Source organism: Streptomyces pimonensis, from assembly GCF_041380215.1.
GTDB lineage: Bacteria > Actinomycetota > Actinomycetes > Streptomycetales > Streptomycetaceae > Streptomyces > Streptomyces pimonensis.
In genome coordinates this window covers 13,722-35,430 of sequence record NZ_JAHWZY010000038.1, presented here as the reverse complement: position 1 = coordinate 35,430, position 21,709 = coordinate 13,722, and the positions used below count along the sequence as shown (strand labels likewise).

Sequence of the window (21,709 nt, the reverse complement as noted above, 5' to 3'; positions counted from 1 at the left end):
GGAGGCATGGCCTCGCTCAACGTCGGCAATCTCGGTGAGTACCTGCGCGAGCAGCGGCGCAGCGCGCAGTTGTCGCTGCGGCAGCTCGCCGAGGCCGCCGGGGTGTCCAATCCGTACCTCAGCCAGATCGAGCGCGGACTGCGCAAGCCGAGCGCGGAGGTCCTGCAGCAGGTCGCCAAGGCGCTGCGGATCTCCGCCGAGACGCTGTACGTCCGGGCCGGCATCCTCGACGCCGAGCGGGACCGGTCCGAGGTCGAGACGCGGGCCGCCGTCCTCGCCGATCCCACGCTGACCGGGCGTCAGAAGCAGGTGCTGCTCCAGATCTACGAGTCGTTCCGCAAGGAGAACGGGCTCGGGGGCGCCGAGGACGGCGGGGTGACGCCCGGGGACCTTGCCGACGCCCCGGCGAACGGCACGATCGGTGACAGCGACAGCGACAGCGACAGCGACAGTGACAGTGACAGCGACAGTGACAGTGACACCGGTCCGCGGCGGACGGCCGGCTGAGCCGGACCAGGGCGCCGGCCGCCCGCCGCGGACCGCATGAAACCCCCAGTCGACAACGAATCCGGGAGGACCACCACCATGGCCATCACCGACGACCTGCGCAAGACCTTCAGCGACCCGACCCCGCTCTACTTCGCCGCCGGCACCGCCGACCTCGCGCTGCAGCGGGCCAAGAAGGTGCCGGCCCTGGTGGAGCAGCTGCGCACCGAGGCCCCGGCCCGCATCGAGGCCGTACGCAACACCGACCCCAAGGCCGTCCAGGAGCGGGCGACCGTCCGGGTCCGGGAGACGCAGGAGACGCTCCAGACCAAGGTCGGCGAGCTCTTCGGCTCGCTCGACACCGATCTGAAGAAGATCGGCGAGAGCGCCCAGGACCTCGCGCTGCGCGGGGTCGGCATCGCCGCCGAGTACGCCGTCAAGGCACGGGAGACCTACGAGAAGGTCGCCGAGCACGGTGAGCAGGCCGTGAAGACCTGGCGCGGCGAAGCCGCCGAGAGCATCGAGGACATCGCCGTCGCGGTCGAGCCGCCGGCCGAGCCCAAGCCCGCGCCCCGGCTGGAGACGGTCGAGGCCAAGGACGACAAGCCCGTCGCCGCCGGGACCACCGAGGCGGGGAAGCCCGTTGTCAAGAAGGCCCCGGTGCGCAAGGCCACGGCGAAGAAGCCGACGCCGCCCGCGAAGTAGGCGGTGCGGAACCGGGCACTCCGGGCACTCCGGGCACTCCTGGAGTGCCCGGCCCGTTGTCCGGGTAGCCGACCGCTGGATGCGGGTACGGTGACGGCGTAGAGGACGAGCCGAGTCTGGTGGTGGATGTTGTGCTGATGCAGGGCTTCGCGGGATTCATGTGGCTGCTGAGCATGGCCCTGATCGTGTTCAGCGGCTTCGCGCTGATCGACGCCGCCACGCGCCGTGAGGACGCCTACCGCGCGGCGGACAAGAAGACCAAGCCGTTCTGGCTGATCATCCTCGCCCTCGCCTTCGTGGTGAACCTGATCTTCAACATCCTGTCGTTCCTGCCGATCATCGGACTGATCGCGACCATCGTGTACATGGTCGACGTCCGCCCGGCCCTGCGCGGTCTCTCCGGCGGCGGGCGCTCCCCCCGGGGCTCCAGCAGCGACGGCCCCTACGGCCCGTACAACGGCGGCCGTTGACGGGAGGCGGCTCCGCCGTTCACACCACCCGGTCCAGCAGCAGCACCGCCACGTCGTCCGTCAGCTCGCCCCCGTTGAGGTCCCGGACCTCGTTGACGGCGGTGCGCAGCAGCTTCTCCCCGCGCAGCCCCTCGGAGAGCTGGCGGCGGATCATCTCCACCATGCCCTCCTGGCCGAGCCGCTCCCCGGTGTCGCCGACCCGGCCCTCGATCAGGCCGTCGGTGTAGAGCATCAGGCTCCACTCGGCGCCCAGCTCCACCTGCGTCCGCGGCCAGCGGGCGCCCGGCAGCAGGCCGAGCGCCGGGCCGTTGTTGTCGTACGGCAGCAGGCGCGCGGGGTGCCCGGGGCGGGCGAGCAGCGGCGACGGGTGGCCGGCCAGGCACAGGCCCGCCCGGCGGCCGTCCGGCGCGATGTCCACCGTGCACAGGGTCGCGAAGATCTCGTCGTCCGGCCGTTCGTGCTCCAGCACCTGCTGCAGCGTGCCCAGCAGCTGGTCGCCGCACAGGCCCGCGAGGGTCAGCGCGCGCCAGGCAATGCGCAGCTCCACACCGAGGGCGGCCTCGTCCGGGCCATGTCCGCAGACGTCGCCGATCATGGCGTGCACGGTGCCGTCCGGGGTGCGGACGACGTCGTAGAAGTCCCCGCCGAGCAGGGCACGGGAGCGGCCGGGGCGGTAACGGGCGGCGAACCGCAGCGAGGAGCCGTCCAGCAGCGGGGTGGGCAGCAGGCCGCGTTCCAGCCGGCGGTTCTCCTGGGCGCGCACGCGGCCCTCGGCGAGCCTCCGCTCGGCGGAGTCGGACCGCTTGCGCTCCACCGCGTACCGGATCGCCCGGCTCAGCAGCCGGCCGTCCAGCTCGTCGCGGACGAGGTAGTCCTGGGCGCCCACCCGTACGGCCTCCGCACCGCGCTCGGTGTCGTCGGCGCCGGTGAGCGCGAGGACGGCGTGCCGGGGCGCGAGCTCCAGGACGTGCTTGAGCACGGCGAGCTCGTCGTCACCGTCGCCCGCCCGGCCCGGCGCGGGCAGCGCGAGGTCCAGCAGGATGCAGTGCACGTCGTCGGTCAGCAGTCGCCCGGCCTCGGTGAGGTTGCGGGCGGTGCGGACGCGGATCGGCTTGCCGGACCGGTCGAGCAGCTCCGGCACGATCGGCGACCCGCCCGGGTCGTCCTCGATCAGCAGCAGCGTGAGGTGGGTGGGGGCGGGCGTCCCGGGCCGGTCAGGTGCGGAGCCGGCCCGGTCCGTGGCGTTCCCGGACGGGGCCGCCGCGCGCGGGGCCGTCACCCTGGCCTCCGAGGAGTCCTGGGCGGGGCCGCCGTTCGGTTCGGCGGCCGGCGCCTGACCACCTTCCACGGCCGGGATCGCTCTCTGCCGCGGTACGGGTGCGGGCATTGTCGCGGTTTCCTTCCCTCCCCCGAGGGCACGGTGGGGGCTTCGACCGTAGGCCCGTGCCCGGCTCCCACCTCCGGGTGTGAGCAGGGGACGCCCCCTTCGAACGGGGACCATAGCGGCTGACGGCGCCGCAGCGGAATGCTGCGGACCATGCCGATCCGCCACCGGCCACCGTCATCTGCCGCTTTCACCAGAGCAGTTGGGCAGGGCGCGGACGCCGCCGGGATGACGAACGTCACGTCCGCAGGGGTCCGGTCGCGAGATCGACGTGCACTGGGTCACACGGTGCGTGTCGCCGGGCGGTCGAGCAGCCGGGTGAGCGAGCGGTCAGGAGGACGCGAACCGCTCAACTGTCGTCCGCGTCCGGCCGCACCACGCCGAGGATCGGCATCGACCCGGCTCCCGCGAGCGTCACCGTCCGCCCCGGGCGCGGGGCGTGCACCATCATGCCCTCCCCGACGTACATCCCCACGTGGCTGGCGTCGTCGAAGTAGATGACGAGGTCGCCGGGCCGCATGTCCTCGATGCCGACGCGCTTCAGCTGCTTCCACTGCGCCTGCGACGTGCGCGGCATGCTCCGCCCGGCCGAGATCCAGGCCTGCGAGGTCAGTCCGGAGCAGTCGTACGCCTCCGGCCCCTCGGCGCCCCACTGGTACGGCTTCCCGATCTGCGCGGTGGCGTACGCGACGGCCTTGCCGCCCTGCTCCGTCGCCCCGCCCCTGATCTCGTCGAGGATGCCGGAGCCCAGCCACGAGGCCTGCGCCTCGGCGGCGGCCTGCTGCTCCAGCCGGGCCAGGATCTCCTTCTCCTCCTCCTCCAGCCCGGACTCGAGCTTCTCGGCCGCCTCGATCCGCTTCTCGATCTTCCTCTGCGCCTCGGCCTTGGCCTTGCGGCCCGCCTCGAGCCTCTTCATCTGCGCTTCGGCGTCCTGCGCGTACTGCTCCAGGTCCTGCTGGGTGCGGATCGTCTCCCCGAGCAGGCCCTTGGCCGCGTGCTCGCCCTGGCGTACCCGGCCCGCGCCGTCGAGGAACTCCTGCGGGTCGTCGCTCAGCATCAGGTGGGCCTCGGGCGGAAGCCCACCGCCCCGGTACTGGGCGGCGGCCGCGGCGCCCGCGCGGGCCTTCAGCCCGGCCAGCTCCTCCCGGCCCTCGACGATCCTCTTCGCCAGCCGGACGATCTGGGCGGACTGCTGCCGCGCCTCCTCCTCGGCGGCGTTGTACTCGTCGGTGGCGACGGCCGCCGCGCGGTAGAGCTTGTCGAGCTTCTCGCGCACGGCCTCCAGGTCCCTGTCGGCGACCACGGTGACGCTCGCGGTCGTGCCGGGCGGCGGCGGGGGAGCGGGAGCCGCGAACGCCGTACCGGGCGCCGCCAGCACGGTGACCGCACAGACCACGGTCACGGCCGCCGTGAGCAACCCGCGCTTGCCCGTCCGCATGACGTGTACCCCCGTTGATCAACCGTCAGCAACATACGGTCGCCCAGGGGATGTTGCCATGCCGACGCGCGAAACGACAGAGGGGGCGCCACCCGTCTTCCCCCGTCCGGCACTCCCTGTCCGTCCCTCACCGGCGCGGCGATCGTCCCGCCCGTGTGGCGGACGGCTCACGGGGGCCGCTCCCGGTCGGCGTCACCACGGAGCCGGGGTCACCCGAGCGGTGCCAGCGCCTCCCACCGCACCGTCACCTCCCCCTGTCGCCACCGTCCCGGTCCGTCCGTCACCGGCCAGTCGGCCGTGAGGTCCCGCACCGTCCGGATCCAGCGCTGTCGTGCGCCGTACGAGGCGTAGGGCGCGGCGGCGGCCCAGGCGCGGTCGAAGTCGTGCAGGAAGGCGTGCACCGGCTCGCCCGGCACATTGCGGTGGATGAGCGCCTTCGGCAGGCGTTCCGCCAGGTCGGAGGGGCGCTCCAGCGAGCCCAGCCGGGTCGCGAAGGTGACCGTGCGCGGCCCTTCCGGGCCGAGGGCGACCCAGACGTGCCGGCGCCCGACCTCGTCGCAGGTCCCCTCCACCAGCAGCCCGCCGCGTGAGCCCGTCGCCGGGTCGGCGGGCGCGAGCCGTGCGCACAGCAGCCGCCACACGGCGGCGACCTCGGCCTCGTCGTACTGGCGCAGCACGTTCGCCGCACGGACCAGCACCGGCCGTCCGGGGACCGGGACCTCGAAGCCGCCGCGGAGGAAGACCAGCCCCTCGCGCTCGTACGGCCGTGCCGCCACGACCCGGGCCGGTTCGATCTCGACGCCCGTCACGTGCGTGCGGGGCGCCGCGGCGCGCAGCCGGTGCAGCAGCTCGACGGCCGTCCAGGGGGCCGCGCCGTAGCCGAGGTCGACGGCGACGGGATCGACCGCGCGGCGCAGCTCCGCGCCGTGTGTGGCCGCGATCCAGCGGTCCATGCGGCGCAGCCGGTTGGGGTTGGTGGTGCCGCGCGTCACCGTACCCACGGGGCGTGAGGCGGCGCGGGTGGGTGTCATACGGACGAGTATGCGGGTACCCCGCAGCCGCACCGATGCGAGTCACACGGCCCTTCCCGAACGGTTGAGCGACAGTCGGTAATGTTTAGGCAAAAACGCGAACCGGGGAGGCCGTCCGGAAATGGGGGAGCACCTCTCCGGCGTTGACGCCCCCGAGGGCCGCACACCCTCCGGCAGCCATGTCCGCAGCGAGGAGGAACGCCACGTGAGCCAGTACATCGCGAGGCTCGGGCGGCGCTCACCCGCCGCGTCCGCGCGCCTGCGGCTGCACCGCAGGCCCCGCCGCGTGGCCATGCTCTCCGTGCACACCTCCCCGCTCCACCAGCCGGGCACCGGCGACGCGGGCGGCATGAACGTCTACATCGTGGAGCTCGCGCAGCGCCTCGCCGCGATCGACATCGAGGTCGAGATCTTCACCCGCGCGACCGCCGCCGCCCTCCCGCCCACCGTCGAACTCGCCCCCGGCGTCCTCGTCCGGCACGTCGACGCGGGCCCCTACGAGGGCCTCGCCAAGGAGGAGCTCCCGGCCCAGCTGTGCGCCTTCACCCACGGCGTGATGCAGGCCTGGGCCCACCACCGCCCCGGCCACTACGACCTGGTCCACTCCCACTACTGGCTCTCCGGCCACGTCGGCTGGCTCGCCGCCCAGCGCTGGGGCGTGCCCCTGGTGCACGCCATGCACACCATGGCCAAGGTCAAGAACGCCAACCTGGCCGCCGGCGACACGCCCGAGCCCGCCGCCCGCGTCATCGGCGAGACCCAGATCGTCACAGCCGCCGACCGGCTGATCGCCAACACCGCCGAGGAGGCCGGCGAACTCGTACGGCACTACGCGGCCGACCCCGGCAAGGTCGCCGTCGTCCACCCCGGGGTCAACCTGACCCGCTTCCGTCCGGCCGACGGTCGCGCCGCCGCGCGGGCCCGCCTCGGCCTCCCGCAGGACGCCCTGATCCCGCTCTTCGCGGGCCGCATCCAGCCCCTCAAGGCGCCCGACGTGCTCCTGCGCGCGGTGGCCGCCCTGCTCGGCGAGCGCCCCGAACTGCGCTCGCGCATCTGCGTCCCCGTGGTCGGCGGCCCCAGCGGCAGCGGCCTCGCCAAGCCGGAGGGGCTGCAGAAGCTCGCCGCGCGGCTCGGCATCGCGGACGTCGTACGGTTCCACCCGCCCGTCGGGCAGGAGCAGCTCGCGGACTGGTTCCGCGCGGCGTCCGTCCTCGTGATGCCCTCCTACAGCGAGTCCTTCGGCCTGGTCGCCATAGAGGCGCAGGCCGCCGGCACCCCGGTGCTCGCGGCAGCGGTCGGCGGCCTCCCGGTGGCCGTGCGGGACGGAGACACCGGCTTCCTCGTCCAGGGCCACGACCCCGACGCCTACGCGAGCGTGCTGCGCGACTTCGCCGACCACCCGCACCTCGCCGACCGCATGGGGGAGGCCGCCGCCCGGCACGCCCAGTCCTTCGGCTGGGACACCGCCGCCGCGACCACGGCCGACGTCTACACGGCCGCCACCCAGGCCCACCGCCGTCACGTACGCTCGACGCATGGCTGACAAGGCGGCGGAGGCAGCGCAGGTCATCGAGGACGTCCTGAAGGACGCCGAACTGGAGTGGGAGAGTCCCGCGCCCGGCAGTTACGTGGTGAAGCTCCCCGGCACCCGCAAGCTCTCCACGACCGTGTCCCTGATCGCGGGCCGGCACACGCTCTCCCTGAACGCCTTCGTCATCCGCCACCCCGACGAGAACGAGGCCGGCGTCCACCGCTGGCTCCTGGAGCGCAACCTCAAGCTGTTCGGCGTGGGGTACGCCGTCGACCCGCTCGGCGACGTCTACGTCACCGGCCGCCTGCCCCTCTCCGCCGTCACCCCGGAGGAGCTCGACCGCCTCCTCGGCCAGGTCCTGGAGGCCGCCGACGGCAGCTTCAACACCCTCCTGGAGCTGGGATTCGCCTCGGCGATCCGCAAGGAGTACGACTGGCGGGTGTCGCGCGGGGAGTCCACCCGCAACCTGGAAGCGTTCACGCACCTGCTGCAGCGCCCGTCGCCCGGTAACGACCCGGAGTGACCCCGACCAGTCTCCGGAAGTGCCGGGTGAGGTGCGCCTGGTCGTAGAACCCGGTGACGACGGCGACCTCGCTCGGCGACCGCCCCTCCAGGAGCAGCCGCCGGGCGCGGCCCACCCGGCGGGACATCAGGTACTGGTGCGGCGCGATGCCGTAGGCCCCGCTGAACGCCCGTACCAGGTGCGCGGGATGGGCGGACAGCGTCCCGCCCGCCTCCGCCAGGCCGACGCCCTCCACGACCCGCCCGTCGAGCAACTCCCGCAGCCGCCGCGCCAGCACGGGATCCCGCCGGGGCACGCCGAGGAAGTCCCGGGACCGCAGGTGCGTGCGCAGCCGCTCCCCGACGAGCGCCAGCCTGCTCTCGGCCTCCAGCTCGTCCCCGGGCCGCACGAGCGCGGAGTGCACCTGTCCGACGCGCCGCCGCAGCAGGGGGTCGCGCAGATCGGGCCGGTCGACGGCGGCCCCGATGAGGTCGTCGGCGAGATGGCGGACGTCGAGGTACAGCACCCGCTTGCGGAACCCGTCGGGGGTGGCGGGGGCCCCGTTGTGGGGGACGTGCGGCGGCAGCAGGGACACGGTGTCGTGCGGGGAGCCGTGCTCGTGCCGGTCGAGGTCGTACCGTACGGCGCCGTCGTCGACGATGAGCAGCGTCCAGGCGTCGTGGACGTGCATCGGGTACGCGTACTCGGTGAAGCGGGCGTGGAAGCATGGGGATATCCGACGGAGCTGAACCTTCCGCCAACCGCGGGGTGCCAAGCCGTCACGAACGGGGCAGCGCGACCAGCCACTCGGTGAGGAGGCGGTTGACCTCGTCGGGGCGTTCCTGCTGGATCCAGTGGCCGCAGCCGTCGAGGAGGCGGGAGGAGACCAGACCCGGCAGCGTGACCGGGAACGCCTCGATCGCGTCGGCCAGCCAGGCCGTGGAGGCGTCCAGGCCGCCGCCGACGAACAGGGACGGCTGGGTGATCGGGGCGCCGTCGAGGGCGGCGAGGTCCTCCCAGTCGCGGTCCATGTTCCGGTAGCGGTTGAGCGCGCCGGTCATCCCCGTCCGCTCGAACTCCCCGGCGTAGACGTCGAGATCCCGCTCGCTCAGCCAGCCGGGCAGCCGGCCGGCGGGGAACCGGTCGCGCATGGTCCCGCCCCTGCCGACGAAGTGCGGATCGGGAGCGCCGGGCGCGGGCATGGTGTCGCCGGACAGCGCCGCGTAGAGGCCTGCGAGCCAGCCCCGTACATCGGGCTCGATCTCCGCCTCGGCGCGGCCCGGCTCCTGGAAGTACGAGACGTAGAATTCCTCGTCGCCGCCCATCCCGGCGAAGACGTCACGGGGCCGGGGCCCGCCGCGCGGGGTGTAGGGAACGCTCAGCAGTCCCACCGCGCGGAACACGTCCGGCCTGAGCAGCGCGGAGTTCGCGGCGATGGCCGCGCCCCAGTCGTGCCCGACGATCACGGCCGACTCCCCGCCCAGGGCGTGCACGACGGCGGCGTTGTCCGCCACCAGATCGAGCATCCGGTACGCCTCCGTCGCGGCCGGCCTGGAGGAACGGCCGTAGCCGCGCACGTCGACGGCGACCGCGCGGTACCCCGCCGCGGCGAGGGCCGGCAACTGGTGGCGCCAGGAGTACCAGGACTCCGGGAACCCGTGCACGAGCAGCACCAGCGGTCCGCTTCCCTGCTCCGCGAGATGGATCCGCCCTCCCGGCGAGGGAACCAGCCGGTGCGTGATCTCCGTGGCGTGCTGCGACATGCGCTCTCCTCAGGGCCGGTTGTCTTCCGTGCCTCCATCATGCGGAAGTCCGTCCCCGGGGCCCAAGCGTGTTTGCCGGTCCGGCACATCCACTGACCGCCACCAGGGGTGTTCCTCGTCCCGACCCCGACCGCACCGAGCATCGGCTCCGTGGACGGCTTCGGGCGGCCCCCGGGTGGGCCGTTCGGCGATCCGGGGTGAGTACTTCGGGGGCGCGATGGACGAGGTACGGGCCCGCTCCGGCGTCGCGGGTCCGGTGACGATCCAGCGGATGGCCGCCCTGACGGGGCTCCCCGGCCTCCGAACCGCGGCCGCGGTTCCATGAAGCCCGCACAGCACTTTCGAGCCCTGCGCGCGGATCGCGGATCGTCCGCGCGCAGGGGTGGTCGAGCCGTCGCTGTCGTCCCTCGGCGGTTGCTGTGCTCTGTCGCCCTGCGGCAGGATCGGACGATGTCCCGCTCGATAGGCGCACATACCGCCGACCCGTGCCCCAAGTGCCGCGTCGAGGAGGTCCGTACCGGCGCCCCTTCCTCCGCCCGAGGACGGGATGTCGTCAGCTACCGCTGCGGCCGCTGCGGGCACACGTGGTTCCGCCCGGTGGAGGACGACTTGGGGGTGTACGACACCGTCAGGGTGGACCTCCCGGACGCCACGCTCTACGGCACCGTCCGGCAGGTGGAGGACGACCGGGTCCAGGTGCGCGACACGGACAGCGGCCGGATGCTGTGGGTCGACCTGTGGAGGGTCATCCTCTACTGAGGTCCGCCCGGCCTGGTGGTGCCCTCGCCTGCGCGGCCCCCGGCGCCCTCCGAGCGCGCGCCGGCCGCCGAGGCACGGCCGTCCGCCCGGACGGAAACCGGACAGCCGGTGGCAGAGTCGCTCGGCTCCACGGTGGTGAGCAGCGAGGTGTACGCGGCCCAGAAGGAGTACGTCCGCAAAGCGCCCGAGGTGAAGGTGGTGGCCGCGGTCGTCGACGCGCTCGTCTCCGCGGGCGGGACGATGTCCCCGGCCGCTCTCGCCGCGGCGATCTCCGCGACCGGGCGGGTGCGCCGCAACATCGAGGGGTTCGTCGCCACGGTGCAGCGGCTGCTGAACGTCGAGGGGTATCCCGTCCTCGGGTTCATCGACGGCGGGCACGCGGTCAAACTCGATGTACCGCTCCTGCGCGAGCAGTTCCTGCCGAAGCCGAAGGACGACGAAGCGGACGAGCCGGCGAGCCGGGGGGGGAGGAGAAGGCGTGACCGACCCCGCCTCCGTGAGCGCGGTCCGGCGCCGCGAGGTCATCGACGCCCTGCGTCGCGGCACCGTCCCGCAGTCCGGTCTCGACCTGTTCGCGGTCGGACTGGACCGTTTCGAAGCCGCCCTGGACGACGACCTGGCCACCGTCACCCGTGGCGGTGCCGCCTTCCACGCCGTCCGCGGTGACTACGGCTCCGGCAAGACCTTCTTCGCACGCTGGCTGGCCGAACGCGCCAAACGCGCGGGACTCGCCACCGCCGAGGTGCAGATCTCCGAGACCGAGACACCGCTGCACCGGCTGGAGACCGTCTACCGCCGGCTCACCGAGCGCCTGGCCACCGCCACCCCTGCCACGCCGGAAGGGATCGTCGTACCGGCTCAGCGCATCAACGATCACTGGATCCGTCTGCGGGAAGACCTCATGCCACCGGTGTGGAAGGAAGCCCTGAGCGAGGCTCCGGGCCGGCTCTGTCTTCCCGCTGTCGACGAACGGGCGGTGCGGGGACTGAAATTCGGGGACGTGTTGCCGCCACGCCTGGCGGAGACAACGCTGTCGGCCCGACTGGCGGACCTGACAGCCGCAAAAGCAGTGCTAGCCGAACCCGTACGTTTTGTCGCCGCCTGTAAGTGAAGCGGTACATGGCTTGCCAAAGGATCACAACGCGCGACCACCAGGTCATTACGCCAGAGATCGGCGCACTGCCTCGGCCAGCGAGGCCGCTCGCACGTCGTCGCCGCCTCCGATGACGCGGTTCATCGCGTAGGCGAATGCAACCCCGTGCTCCGGGTCGGCGAAGGCGAGTGACCCCCCTCGGCCAGTGTGACCGAAAGAGCTCGGCCCGATCATCGGGTTGCTCTTGGTAGGCAGCATGTACCCGGCGCTGAAGCGGCTGGGGATCAGCATGACCTGGTCCTTCCCGCTGGCACGCTCCTCGGTCGCTGACGCCGGGGTGTCCGGGGAGAGTAGACGGACTCCGTCCACCTCGCCGATCAGCGCGGCGTACATGCGGGCAAGAGCGCGCGCGGTGCCGATGCCGTTGGAGGCCGGAAGCTCTGCGGCCTGTACCTCCGGTGAGTCGAAGTCGATCTCGGGCGGGTCGGTGACGGCGTACGCCCTGTTGCTGAATGAGTTCGGGTCCCGCCAAGCGGCGACCTGCTCGCGGAGTTCCTCGGGGACCGACTCGGTGGGCACAGTGGTGAAGTCGACGTCCGGCCGCTGGTACACCATGCGGCTGACTCGGTCGCGTTCGCCGGCGGGCAGGCCGATGAAGAAGTCCAAGCCCAGTGGGGCCGCGATCTCGTCGGCGAAGAAGCGGCCCGGTGAGCGGCCGGACACCCGGCGGATCACCTCGCCGACCAGCCAGCCCCAGGTCCGGCCGTGGTATCCGTGCGCTGTGCCCGGAGTCCAGAGGGGGCGCTGAGCGGCCAGTGCTGCCGCCATCGGGTGCCAGGCCAGCGCCTCCTTCAACGGCACCGGCTGATCCAGTGCGACCAGGCCGACTTGGTGGGCCAGGAGCCAGCGCGCAGGGACGTCCGCCTTGCCGTTCGCGGCGAACTCCGGCCAGTACTTCGCGACGGGTACGCCCAAGTCGAGCGCTCCGCGCTCGACCAGCATGTGCGCCATGGTCGCGGTCGCGCCTTTGGTCGCCGAGCAGACCAGTTGCAGCGTGTCCCGCGTCCAGGGACGACCGGTTTCGGCGTCAGCCACGCCACCCCACAGGTCCACCACCGGCCGGCCGTTCCGGTACACGCACACCGCCGCGCCGAGGTCCCCGTGCCGGGTGAAGTTCTCCGTGAACGCCGCCCGTACCGGCTCGAACCCGGGGGCCACCTCGCCGTAGATCGGCGTCATGCCGGCCATCCTGGCAGTCCTGCAGCCCTCTTCACCGAGACGGGCTCGTCCCCGGTGGCTATGCAGGCAGCCATCAAACGACGACGGACAGTTCCTGCAGGCGCTCGCGGAACTCGCGAACAAAGCCACTCGCTCGTACTCAGTGGATGTCCGCCGGTATGCCCCGGAAGGTGCGCCGGTAGGCGAGCGGAGTCACTCCGATGGCCGTGTGCAGGTGCTGGCGCAGCGACGTACCCGTACCGAAGCCGACCTGGGCGGCGATGTCGTCCACCGGGAAGTCGGTGGATTCCAGCAGGTGGCGTGCCCTGGCGACGCGCTGCTGGATCAACCACCGCCCCGGACTCATGCCCACCTCCTCGCCGAAGCGGCGGGCGAAGGTCCGCATGCTCATACGGGCGTGACCGGCAAGTTCGGCCAAGGTCAGCGGCTCGCCCAGGTTCTCCAGCGCCCACTGGCGGGTGGACGCGGTTCCGTTCGCCGAGGCCTCAGGCACTGGCTGCTCGATGTACTGCGCTTGCCCGCCGTCCCGCCATGGCGGGACGACGCAGGCGCGCGCGACACGGTTGGCGATCTCGGTGCCGTGGTCCTTGCGTACGAGGTGCAGGCAGACGTCGACCCCTGAGGCGGCGCCCGCCGATGTCAGCACGTCGCCGTCGTCGACGAAGAGCACGTCCGGATCGAGTGCGATGTGCGGGAACCACTGCTGGAAAACGCGGGCGAGCGCCCAGTGCGTGGTGGCCGGGCGGCCGTCGAGCAGTCCGGCGGCCGCGAGGAGGAAGGCGGCGGTGCAGATCGACACGACGCGCGCGCCCGCTGGAACGGAGGCCAGGGCTCCGGCAAGGGCTGGTGACACCTCCCTCGTGATGAGTGAGGTGTCGAACGGTGGGATCACGACGGTGTCCGCCGTGGCCAGCACCTCCGGACCGTGCTCGACATGGACCGAGAAATCGGAGTTCGTACGTACCGGGTGTCCGTCGACGGTGCAGGTAACCACCTCGTACCAGCCGTCTGCGGCTCCGAAGACCCGGCTCGGAATGCCCAGTTCGAACGGGTACACGCCGTCCAGTGCGAGGACGACGACGCGGTGAACATGTCGCATGGCAGGATCCTATCGAAAGATGGCAATCATGCCATGGTGCGGAACGGGCCGGTCCGCCACGCTGGACCCATGAGCCATAGCACAGCGGACAACACCGCCCCGGCCGCCGCCACCATGCACGCCATCAGCCAGGACATCCACGGCGCCCCCGACGTCCTCAAGGAAGTCCGCCTGCCGAAGCCCGTGCCCGGACTGAGCCAGATCTCGGTCGCCGTACGCGCGGCCGGCGTCAATCCCACCGACTGGAAGCACCGGGCCGGCGGCGGCTTCGTCGACCGGTTGCCGCTCGTCCTCGGTTGGGACGTCTCCGGAATCGTCGAAGCCGTCGGCTACGGCGTCACCCTGTTCAAGCCCGGCGACGAGGTCTTCGGCATGCTCCCCTACCCGTACGGTGTGGGCTCCCACGCCGAGTACGTGACCGCTCCGGCGCGCGCTTTCGCCCACAAACCCGCCGGCGTCGACCACATTCAGGCCGGGGCCCTCCCGCTCGCCGCCCTCACCGCGTACCAGGCGCTCGTCGACACCGCCGGGGTTCGTCCCGGTCAGCGAGTTCTCGTCCACGCGGCCGCCGGTGGCGTCGGCCATCTCGCCGTCCAGATCGCCAAGGCCCGCGGCGCGTACGTCATCGGCACCGCCAGCGCTCCCAAGCACGACTTCGTCCGCTCGCTCGGCGCCGACGAGGTGATCGACTACCGCAGCGTCGACTTCGCCGAAGCCCTCCAGGACATCGACGTCGTCCTCGACCCCCTCTCCGGCGATACCCGCGCCCGGTCGCTCGGCATTCTGCGCCCCGGCGGCGTCCTCGTCTCCCTCCTGCCGGGGACGGACCCGGACGAGGCTGCGCGGGCGGACGAGCTGGGTGTCCGCGTCGAAACCCTGCTCGTCGAGGCGGACCACGCGGGCATGAAGGCGATCGCGGACCTCGTGGAGGCTGGCTCGCTGCGCGCCCACATCGAGGCCGTCTTCCCCCTCGCCGAAGCGGCGGCGGCGCACACTCTCGGAGAGACAGACCGGACCACGGGCAAGCTCGTGCTCACCGTCGAACCGCAAGGATCCTGACCACGGCAGTCCGCCGGAGCCCGGAGAGCGCACTGCCCCATCGCCCTGACGGCCCGGAGACAGCGAAAAGCCCCCTGCCTGCGGGGAACCCGCAGGCAGGGGGCTTGTTCGCGGGCGCTTACTTCTTCTTGCCCTGGTTCTTGACCGCCTCGATGGCGGCGGCGGCCGCCTCCGGGTCGAGGTACTTGCCGCCGGGGGTGACCGGCTTGAAGTCGGAGTCGAGCTCGTAGTACAGCGGAATGCCCGTCGGGATGTTCAGGCCCGCGATGTCGGCGTCCGAGACGCCGTCGAGGTGCTTGACCAGGGCGCGCAGGCTGTTGCCGTGGGCGGCGATCAGGACCGTGCGGCCGACGAGGAGGTCGGGGACGATCGCGTCGAACCAGTACGGGAGCATGCGGACGACGACGTCCTTCAGGCACTCCGTCCGCGGGCGCAGCTCCGGCGGGAGGGTCGCGTAGCGCGGGTCGGAGAACTGGGAGTACTCGGCGTCGTTGTCGAGCGAGGGCGGCGGGGTGTCGTAGGAGCGGCGCCACAGCATGAACTGCTCCTCGCCGAACTCCGCGAGGGTCTGCGCCTTGTCCTTGCCCTGCAGGGCGCCGTAGTGACGCTCGTTCAGGCGCCAGCTGCGGTTCACCGGGATCCACAGGCGGTCGGCGGACTCCAGGGCGAGCTGCGCGGTGCGGATCGCGCGCTTCTGGAGGGAGGTGTGGAGCACGTCGGGCAGCAGGCCGGCGTCCTTGAGCAGCTCGCCGCCGCGCGTCGCCTCCTTCTCGCCCTTCGGGGTGAGGTTGACGTCCACCCAGCCGGTGAACAGGTTCTTCTCGTTCCACTCGCTCTCGCCGTGGCGGAGGAGGATCAGCTTGTACGGTGCGTCGGCCATGCGTCCGAGCGTAATCGACGTCACGCGGAGGTCGCGCGCCCTGCCCGCTTGGCGGACGGTTGACGGGATCTGTTAATCGAGTGGTCCCCCGGCTCCCCTGCTTCGTAAGGTGTGCTCGCTGTTTCAGCCGCTTACATCTGTTCTATGGGGGGTCCATGTCAGTCGCCGGAGTGAGACGTGCCGTGCGTGAGTCCGTCTCCGGGCTTCCCCGCGAGTTCTGGTGGCTGTGGACCAGCACCCTCGTCAACCGGCTGGGGGCGTTCGTCGCCACCTTCATGGCGCTCTACCTGACGCTCGACCGGGGGTACTCCGCCACCTACGCCGGGCTCGTCGCCGCGCTGCACGGGCTCGGCGGGGTGGTCTCCTCGCTGGGCGCGGGCGTGATGACCGACCGGCTCGGCCGGCGGCCCACCCTGCTGGTGGCGCAGACCGCCACCGCCCTGTCCGTCGCGCTGCTCGGCTTCATGCGGGATCCGGTCGCCATCGCGGCCGTCGCCTTCCTCGTCGGCATGGCCTCCAACGCCTCCCGGCCCGCCGTGCAGGCGATGATGGCGGACATCGTGCGTCCGGAGGACCGTGTCCGGGCCTTCTCGCTCAACTACTGGGCCATCAACCTCGGCTTCGCGATCTCCTCCGCGGGGGCCGGGTTCATCGCCGAGTACAGCTACCTCGCCGGGTTCCTGATCGAGGCGCTGATGACGCTGGTGTGCGCCGTCGTCGTCTTCCTGAAGCTGCCCGAGTCGAGGCCGGTCCGGAGCGCGGAGGCCGCCGCGCGGGAGGCCGGCGTGGGGCTGGGGACCGTGCTGCGGGACGGGCGGTTCATGGGGGTCGTCGGGCTGTCGTTCCTCATCGCGCTGATCTTCCAGCAGGCGTTCGTCGGGCTGCCCGTCGCGATGGGCGAGGCCGGGTTCACACCGGCCGACTACGGCATGGCCATCGCCGTCAACGGCGTCCTCATCGTGGTGCTGCAGATTCCCGTCACCCGCTTCATCGAGCACCGGGATCCCGGGCGGCTGCTGGTGATCTCGTCGCTGCTCGCCGGGTACGGGCTCGGCCTCACCGCGTTCGCCGGATCGGTCGGTGTCTTCGCCCTCACCGTGTGCGTGTGGACCCTCGCCGAGATCGTCAACGCCCCGACCCAGACCGGTCTCGTGGTACGGCTCTCCCCGGTGCACGGACGCGGGCGCTACCAGGGCATGTACACCATGTCCTGGGCCGTGGCCGCGCTGGTCGCACCCCTGATGGCGGGGTTCGTCATCGACCGGTTCGGATCCGCGTGGCTGTGGGGTCTGTGTGCCGTCATCGGTACGGTGGCCGGCCTCGGGTACGGGCTGCTGATGCGCCGGCTGCCGGAGGGGACGGGGGAAGCGGCGGTCGTTGAGACGGGGGAGAAGAGGGAGACGGTCGAGGCGGTGCCCGAGGCCAGGGCGTCCTGAGCGGGGCCGAGGGCCCCGGCGCTCATCGGCGCAGGGGCCCTCGGCCCCGCGGAGTCAGCCGCACTGGCACGGGTTTCCCGACTGGCAGCCGCAGCCGCAGCCCGAGCCGCAGCCGCAGGCGGCGATCAGGGTGAGGTCCCTGATCTCGGCAGGCTGTTCGGTCTCCCGCTCCCGCGCGGGGTCGGGCGTCGTGCCGGGGGAATCGGCCATGGGTCCCTCCTCGGGGCTGGCACCTGTGCGCACCTGCCCCCATTGGACGCCCGACCTGCCGGGCGCATCAACGGCGCATGGGGGCTCGTACGCCCTCCGGCCGGGCCCCGTCGCGCGAGTGCGCCCCTGGTCAGGCCCCTTCCGCCCCCGTCACCACCTGGATCTCCGGCTGCAGGTCCGCCTGGATCTCGTCCGCGTGTTCGCCGGTGACCAGGTACACCACCCGCTTGGCGACCGAGACCGCGTGGTCGGCGAAGCGCTCGTAGTACCGGCCCAGCAGCGTGACGTCGACGGCCGTCTCGATGCCGTGCTTCCAGCGGTCGTCCATCAGGTGCTGGAAGAGGGTGCGGTGCAGCAGGTCCATCGCGTCGTCGTCCTGCTCCAGCTGGAGCGCCAGGTCGACGTCCTTGGTGACGATCACTTCGGCCGCCTTCGCCATCAGGCGCTGCGCGAGCTGGCCCATCTCCAGGATCGTGGCGTGCAGGTCCTGCGGGATCCCGCGCTCCGGGTAGCGCAGCCGGGCGAGCTTCGCCACGTGCTGGGCCAGGTCGCCCGAGCGCTCCAGGTCGGCCGACATCCGCAGCGAGGTGACGACTATGCGCAGGTCGGTCGCCACCGGCTGCTGGCGGGCCAGCAGGGCGATGGCCCGGGCCTCCAGGTCGTGCTGGAGCTCGTCGATCTTCTGGTCGGCCTCGATCACGCTCTCCGCCAGCTTCAGGTCGGCGTCGAGGATGGCCGTCGTGGCGCGTCCGATCGCCGACCCGACCAGCCGGGCCATCTCCACCAGACCGTCGCCGATCGAATCAAGTTCCTCGTGGTACGCGTCACGCATCAGGGGTTCCTCTCGTGAGTCTCTGTCCGGGCTCCAGGGGCCTGGTCTCCTCCCCACGCTCCCACGTTCCGGCCTGTACGCGTCCGATTTCGGCCCCTCACATGAATCATCCCTGGCTCCAAGGTGAACTCTGGGCGACGAGTGTTCGAGCTCGCCCCCCGACGGCTGTGGGCACCGCTCGCGTCATGCCTAACCTGGACGCATGGACGTGAACGCGGCGGTCGCCGCAGTGGCGGCGATCGCCGGAGTGCTCACCGGCGTCATCGCCATGCTGGCGGTCCGCTTCAGCGAGCGCGAACAGAGGCGCCCCACGCGCACCTCCCTGCACACCGACCCGGTGCTCCCGCCGGGCGTGGACACCGTGCTGTCCGTGCTGCGCTCGTCCGCCGTCGTCCTCGACGAGGCCGACGGCGTGGTCAAGGCCAGCTCCGCCGCGTACGCCCTCGGGCTGGTCCGTGGCGGCAAGCTCGCTGTGGAGCCCATGCTGCAGATGGCCCGCGACACCCGGCGCGACGGCGAGATACGCCAGGTCGAGCTGGACCTGCCCCGCCGGGGGACCGGACGCGGTGAGGCCCTCGCGGTGTCCGCGCGGGTGGCGCCGCTCGGCTCCCGGCTCGTCCTGCTGCTCGTCGAGGACCTCACCGAGGCCCGCCGTATCGAGGCGGTACGGCGCGACTTCGTCGCCAACGTCAGCCATGAGCTGAAGACCCCCGTCGGGGCGCTCTCGCTGCTCTCCGAGGCCGTGATGGACGCCTCCGACGACCCCGAGGCGGTGGAGCGGTTCGCCGGGCGGATGCAGATCGAGGCGACCCGGCTGACCAGCCTGGTGCAGGAGCTCATCGACCTCTCCCGGGTGCAGAACGACGACCCGCTGGAGGACGCCGAACCCGTCCGCGTCGACGAACTGGTCGCCGAGGCCATCGACCGCTGCCGGCACCAGGCGGGCGCCAAGGAGATCACCATGGCCTCGAACGTCCTGGCGCCCGAAGGGCTCGATCAGGAGGACGGCGGGCGACAGGCGGACGCCGCCGCCGACCTGCGTGTGTGGGGCAACCGCGGCCAGCTCGCCGCCGCGCTCGGCAACCTCGTCGAGAACGCGGTCAACTACTCACCCGCCCGCACCCGCGTGGGCATCGCGGCCCGTACGGTCGCGCAGCCCGGCGGGAACCTGATCGAGATAGCGGTGACCGACCAGGGCATCGGCATCTCCGACAAGGACAAGGAGCGCATCTTCGAGCGCTTCTACCGCGTCGACCCGGCCCGCTCCCGTGCCACCGGCGGTACGGGGCTCGGCCTCGCGATCGTGAAGCACGTGGCCGCCTCGCACGGCGGTGAGGTCACGGTGTGGAGCGCCGAGGGCCAGGGTTCCACCTTCACTCTGCGGCTGCCGGAGGCCCGTACGGCCCGCGACCGCGCCCCTCAGATGTCCCACCGGGACGACAACCGAGGCCTCGACGGTGAGGCCGGACGGGCGTCCCACTCATCCCCCCACTCTTCCGATCCATCCGCGTACGAAACGCTTCCCTCCCCGGAGGTCCTTCCGTGACCCGAGTGCTCGTCGTCGAGGACGAGGAGTCCTTCTCCGACGCCCTGTCGTACATGCTCCGCAAGGAGGGCTTCGAGGTCGCCGTCGCGACCACCGGGCCCGACGGGCTCGACGAGTTCGAGCGCAACGGCGCCGACCTCGTGCTGCTCGACCTGATGCTGCCCGGGCTCCCGGGCACCGAGGTGTGCCGCCAGTTGCGCGGCCGTTCCAACGTCCCGGTCATCATGGTGACCGCCAAGGACAGCGAGATCGACAAGGTGGTCGGCCTGGAGATAGGGGCCGACGACTACGTCACCAAGCCGTTCTCCTCGCGGGAGCTGGTGGCCCGCATCCGCGCGGTGCTGCGCCGGCGCGGGGAGCCGGAGGAGGTCGCTCCGGCGGCGCTCGAGGCCGGGCCGGTGCGGATGGACGTCGACCGGCACGTGGTGACCGTGGGCGGCACCAAGGTCGACCTGCCGCTGAAGGAGTTCGACCTGCTGGAGATGCTGCTGCGGAACGCGGGGCGGGTGCTGACGCGGATGCAGCTCATCGACCGGGTGTGGGGGGCCGACTACGTCGGCGACACCAAGACGCTCGATGTGCACGTGAAGCGGCTGCGAGCGAAGATCGAGCCGGATCCGGGGGCGCCGCGGTACCTGGTGACGGTGCGGGGACTGGGGTACAAGTTCGAGCCGTAGGCCTGCGGTGCCGCGTTGGCCGGTGCCGGTGCCGGTGCCGGTACGGGGGCTGGGCGGGGGTGTCGCGCAGCCCGGCGTCTGCGGGGGCGCGCCCGCTCTCGGCTGCGCTCGAGCGGGACGGTGCCCCCCACCGCCCGCCCGTGCCGCCCTGAGGGCTCCTCCCGGGCCTTCGAGGCGCTGGGGGAGGCGCGACTACCGCCCGCAGTCACACGAGAAGGGCGGGACCCCGGACAGGGGTCCCGCCCTTCGGCGTCGTACGGGTGCTCAGTGGCCGGCCGACGCGCTGGCGGAGGCCGCGTCGGTCGGGGTGCCCGACTCGGCGCCGGTGTTCGTCGACCCGCCGTTCTCCGTCGACCCGTCGGTGTCGGCGGCCTCGTCCGTGGCGTCGGCGGCCGGCGCGCCGGAGGACTCCGCCGACGGCTCCGCCGAGGCGTCCGGCGCGGCGGCGGCCTCGGTCGGGCCCCACTCCTCGAAGAAGTGCTCGGCCGGGAAGACGTACGCGCGCAGGCTCACGTCACCGGTCCTGCTGAGGGTGAAGGTGACCTTCTGGGCGTTGCCGTCCCGGACGGCCTCACGGCTGCTGGACAGGACGGCGGCCGCGTTGCCCTCGCCGCCGAGGATCAGCGAGCCGCCGGCCGGGACGGTGAGGCTGCCGCCCTCGGCGGGGGTCAGCTCGGCGGTCTTGCCGGTGCCGGGAACGGTGACCGACTCCAGTGTCTGGTCGGTGCGGCCCTCGTTGAACAGGGTGGCGGAGACGACCGCCGGGCCCGTCGACTCCAGGTCGGGCCGGGTGATGACGACGGCGTTCTGGATCTTGATGTCGCCGACGGTCGTCGACGCGTTGTCCGGCTGGACCTCCAGGGTCTGGGCGTTGTGGCCGGCCGCGCACGCGGAGAGCGAGGCGATCGAGAACGCGATGGCGGCGGCGGCGAGAGCGCCGCGTCGAAGGCTGCTGCTCACGGCGGCGGCAACTCCTTGACTCGAGCGTTTGGCGACCGGGTGGAGCCGCCCTAAGTGTCTGTCAGCGGCCTCAGGTTACCGAGCCGTCCCCGAGCGGCCGCACCCGACCCTCCCGAGACGTCCCGCGTTGACCCGGGAAGGACTCCTCCGGGCCCCCGGCGCCGTCCTGTCGGCGGTCGGAAGTGGAGGTGCCTCGGCTCTGGAGCCACAAGTGACTCGTCAGTCACTCGGGTCTCTTTCCCGTCGCCCTCCCCGCGCCATTCCCATAGCGATCGCGCATTTCTCGTGAAGGAATGAGCGGGGGGCTCCGGAATTGATCACCGGCCGCTCATCCTCGCGACGCGTGATCAATTCCGGATTCGGCCGGAACCCGGCTCCGCGCATCGAACGGAGTAGCGGAAGTCGAGCGCATGGAACCGGACATATGGGGATGTTCGACCACTCGGGCAGGGTTCCGGATGCGTGTGACGTACGCGTTTCGTTCACGCCGGACAGCCGCTCCGACCTGCGGATACCTGCTCCCGCCGGGCGTCCGCAGCACGTCCCTGTCGCTGTTGTCAAGCCCCGAGAATGGCCCTGACCTGCGAAAACGCCATTCAGAAGACGCCG

General features: G+C 72.0%; 20 protein-coding genes and 3 pseudogenes. 12 read left to right on the top strand and 11 right to left on the bottom strand.

Annotated elements, in window-relative coordinates; translation table 11 throughout:
• Positions 1 to 6 precede the first annotated feature (6 nt).
• The 3 genes from KYY02_RS27985 to KYY02_RS27975 all read left to right on the top strand — a co-directional run bounded on the left by KYY02_RS27985 (position 7) and on the right by KYY02_RS27975 (position 1,661).
• Complete coding sequence (locus tag KYY02_RS27985) at positions 7 to 507, top strand: helix-turn-helix domain-containing protein (RefSeq protein ID WP_371242676.1); 501 nt, start codon at positions 7 to 9, stop codon at positions 505 to 507.
• 78 nt (positions 508 to 585) lie between these two features.
• A complete protein-coding gene (locus tag KYY02_RS27980) occupies positions 586 to 1,191 on the top strand; it encodes a hypothetical protein (protein WP_371242674.1) in 606 nt (201 codons plus the stop codon).
• A gap of 137 nt (positions 1,192 to 1,328) precedes the next feature.
• Positions 1,329 to 1,661, top strand: a complete 333-nt coding sequence (locus KYY02_RS27975) for a DUF2516 family protein (protein ID WP_371242729.1) — start codon at positions 1,329 to 1,331, stop codon at positions 1,659 to 1,661.
• A 19-nt stretch (positions 1,662 to 1,680) separates the two neighbouring features.
• On the opposite strand, the gene KYY02_RS27970 is transcribed toward KYY02_RS27975, so the two are convergent.
• The 3 genes from KYY02_RS27970 to KYY02_RS27960 all read right to left on the bottom strand — a co-directional run bounded on the left by KYY02_RS27970 (position 1,681) and on the right by KYY02_RS27960 (position 5,484).
• Complete coding sequence (locus tag KYY02_RS27970) at positions 1,681 to 3,048, bottom strand: PP2C family protein-serine/threonine phosphatase (protein ID WP_371242672.1); 1,368 nt, start codon at positions 3,046 to 3,048, stop codon at positions 1,681 to 1,683.
• A 346-nt stretch (positions 3,049 to 3,394) separates the two neighbouring features.
• Positions 3,395 to 4,483 (bottom strand): C40 family peptidase, encoded by a 1,089-nt coding sequence (locus KYY02_RS27965; protein WP_371242669.1) that lies wholly within the window; start codon positions 4,481 to 4,483, stop codon positions 3,395 to 3,397.
• Positions 4,484 to 4,692: 209 nt separating this feature from the next.
• On the bottom strand, positions 4,693 to 5,484 hold the full coding sequence (locus tag KYY02_RS27960) for a class I SAM-dependent methyltransferase (RefSeq protein ID WP_371242727.1): 792 nt from the start codon (positions 5,482 to 5,484) through the stop codon (positions 4,693 to 4,695).
• 235 nt (positions 5,485 to 5,719) lie between these two features.
• Here KYY02_RS27960 and mshA point away from each other — a divergent pair, with 235 nt between their 5' ends.
• Together mshA and KYY02_RS27950 are read left to right on the top strand one after the other, a co-directional pair.
• Positions 5,720 to 7,057 (top strand): D-inositol-3-phosphate glycosyltransferase, encoded by a 1,338-nt coding sequence (mshA, locus tag KYY02_RS27955; RefSeq protein ID WP_371242725.1) that lies wholly within the window; start codon positions 5,720 to 5,722, stop codon positions 7,055 to 7,057.
• Positions 7,050 to 7,568, top strand: a complete 519-nt coding sequence (locus KYY02_RS27950) for a type III secretion system chaperone family protein (protein WP_371242667.1) — start codon at positions 7,050 to 7,052, stop codon at positions 7,566 to 7,568. Before mshA ends, KYY02_RS27950 begins: the two co-directional genes overlap by 8 nt.
• On the opposite strand, the pseudogene KYY02_RS27945 reads toward KYY02_RS27950, so the two are convergent.
• Both KYY02_RS27945 and KYY02_RS27940 read right to left on the bottom strand, forming a co-directional pair.
• Positions 7,522 to 8,330, bottom strand: a pseudogene (locus KYY02_RS27945) (helix-turn-helix domain-containing protein). The gene KYY02_RS27950 and the pseudogene KYY02_RS27945 sit on opposite strands and share 47 nt — an antisense overlap.
• Positions 8,327 to 9,310 (bottom strand): alpha/beta fold hydrolase, encoded by a 984-nt coding sequence (locus KYY02_RS27940; RefSeq protein ID WP_371242664.1) that lies wholly within the window; start codon positions 9,308 to 9,310, stop codon positions 8,327 to 8,329. The pseudogene KYY02_RS27945 and the gene KYY02_RS27940 overlap by 4 nt, the downstream one beginning before the upstream one ends.
• Positions 9,311 to 9,760: 450 nt before the next feature.
• On the opposite strand from KYY02_RS27940, the gene KYY02_RS27935 reads away from it, so the two are divergent.
• From KYY02_RS27935 to KYY02_RS27925, 3 genes and pseudogenes are all read left to right on the top strand, one after another.
• Positions 9,761 to 10,069 (top strand): hypothetical protein, encoded by a 309-nt coding sequence (locus KYY02_RS27935; protein ID WP_371242662.1) that lies wholly within the window; start codon positions 9,761 to 9,763, stop codon positions 10,067 to 10,069.
• 15 nt (positions 10,070 to 10,084) lie between these two features.
• Positions 10,085 to 10,426: pseudogene (locus tag KYY02_RS34080) on the top strand (BREX-2 system phosphatase PglZ); the annotation flags it as partial.
• Between the two features lie 121 nt (positions 10,427 to 10,547).
• A pseudogene (locus tag KYY02_RS27925) lies at positions 10,548 to 10,895 on the top strand (BREX system ATP-binding domain-containing protein); the annotation flags it as partial.
• Between the two features lie 333 nt (positions 10,896 to 11,228).
• Here the strand turns inward: KYY02_RS27925 and KYY02_RS27920 are convergent.
• Together KYY02_RS27920 and KYY02_RS27915 are read right to left on the bottom strand one after the other, a co-directional pair.
• Positions 11,229 to 12,401, bottom strand: a complete 1,173-nt coding sequence (locus KYY02_RS27920) for a serine hydrolase domain-containing protein (protein WP_371242653.1) — start codon at positions 12,399 to 12,401, stop codon at positions 11,229 to 11,231.
• A gap of 139 nt (positions 12,402 to 12,540) precedes the next feature.
• Positions 12,541 to 13,500 carry a GlxA family transcriptional regulator gene (locus tag KYY02_RS27915; protein ID WP_371242650.1) on the bottom strand — a complete coding sequence of 320 codons (960 nt, stop codon included), beginning with the start codon at positions 13,498 to 13,500 and terminating at the stop codon, positions 12,541 to 12,543.
• Positions 13,501 to 13,614: 114 nt separating this feature from the next.
• Between KYY02_RS27915 and KYY02_RS27910 the strand changes: the two genes are divergently transcribed.
• Positions 13,615 to 14,559 (top strand): NADP-dependent oxidoreductase, encoded by a 945-nt coding sequence (locus KYY02_RS27910; protein WP_371242723.1) that lies wholly within the window; start codon positions 13,615 to 13,617, stop codon positions 14,557 to 14,559.
• 118 nt (positions 14,560 to 14,677) lie between these two features.
• Here the strand turns inward: KYY02_RS27910 and KYY02_RS27905 are convergent, their stop codons facing one another.
• On the bottom strand, positions 14,678 to 15,439 hold the full coding sequence (locus tag KYY02_RS27905) for a phosphoglyceromutase (protein WP_371242645.1): 762 nt from the start codon (positions 15,437 to 15,439) through the stop codon (positions 14,678 to 14,680).
• A 155-nt stretch (positions 15,440 to 15,594) separates the two neighbouring features.
• Between KYY02_RS27905 and KYY02_RS27900 the strand changes: the two genes are divergently transcribed.
• Positions 15,595 to 16,875 carry an MDR family MFS transporter gene (locus KYY02_RS27900; protein WP_371242642.1) on the top strand — a complete coding sequence of 427 codons (1,281 nt, stop codon included), beginning with the start codon at positions 15,595 to 15,597 and terminating at the stop codon, positions 16,873 to 16,875.
• Between the two features lie 54 nt (positions 16,876 to 16,929).
• Here the strand turns inward: KYY02_RS27900 and KYY02_RS27895 are convergent, their stop codons facing one another.
• Together KYY02_RS27895 and phoU are read right to left on the bottom strand one after the other, a co-directional pair.
• A complete protein-coding gene (locus tag KYY02_RS27895; protein ID WP_371242637.1) occupies positions 16,930 to 17,085 on the bottom strand; it encodes a hypothetical protein in 156 nt (51 codons plus the stop codon).
• Positions 17,086 to 17,215: 130 nt separating this feature from the next.
• Positions 17,216 to 17,917 carry a phosphate signaling complex protein PhoU gene (gene phoU, locus KYY02_RS27890; RefSeq protein ID WP_371242633.1) on the bottom strand — a complete coding sequence of 234 codons (702 nt, stop codon included), beginning with the start codon at positions 17,915 to 17,917 and terminating at the stop codon, positions 17,216 to 17,218.
• Positions 17,918 to 18,119: 202 nt separating this feature from the next.
• Here phoU and phoR point away from each other — a divergent pair, with 202 nt between their 5' ends.
• Positions 18,120 to 19,463: a two-component system sensor histidine kinase PhoR gene (gene phoR, locus KYY02_RS27885; RefSeq protein ID WP_371242631.1), complete on the top strand. Its 1,344-nt coding sequence runs from the start codon at positions 18,120 to 18,122 to the stop codon at positions 19,461 to 19,463.
• Positions 19,460 to 20,140, top strand: a complete 681-nt coding sequence (gene phoP / locus KYY02_RS27880) for a two-component system response regulator PhoP (RefSeq protein WP_030829297.1) — start codon at positions 19,460 to 19,462, stop codon at positions 20,138 to 20,140. Before phoR ends, phoP begins: the two co-directional genes overlap by 4 nt.
• A 264-nt stretch (positions 20,141 to 20,404) precedes the next feature.
• Here the strand turns inward: phoP and KYY02_RS27875 are convergent, their stop codons facing one another.
• Complete coding sequence (locus KYY02_RS27875; RefSeq protein WP_371242629.1) at positions 20,405 to 21,100, bottom strand: copper chaperone PCu(A)C domain-containing protein; 696 nt, start codon at positions 21,098 to 21,100, stop codon at positions 20,405 to 20,407.
• Positions 21,101 to 21,709 lie beyond the last annotated feature (609 nt).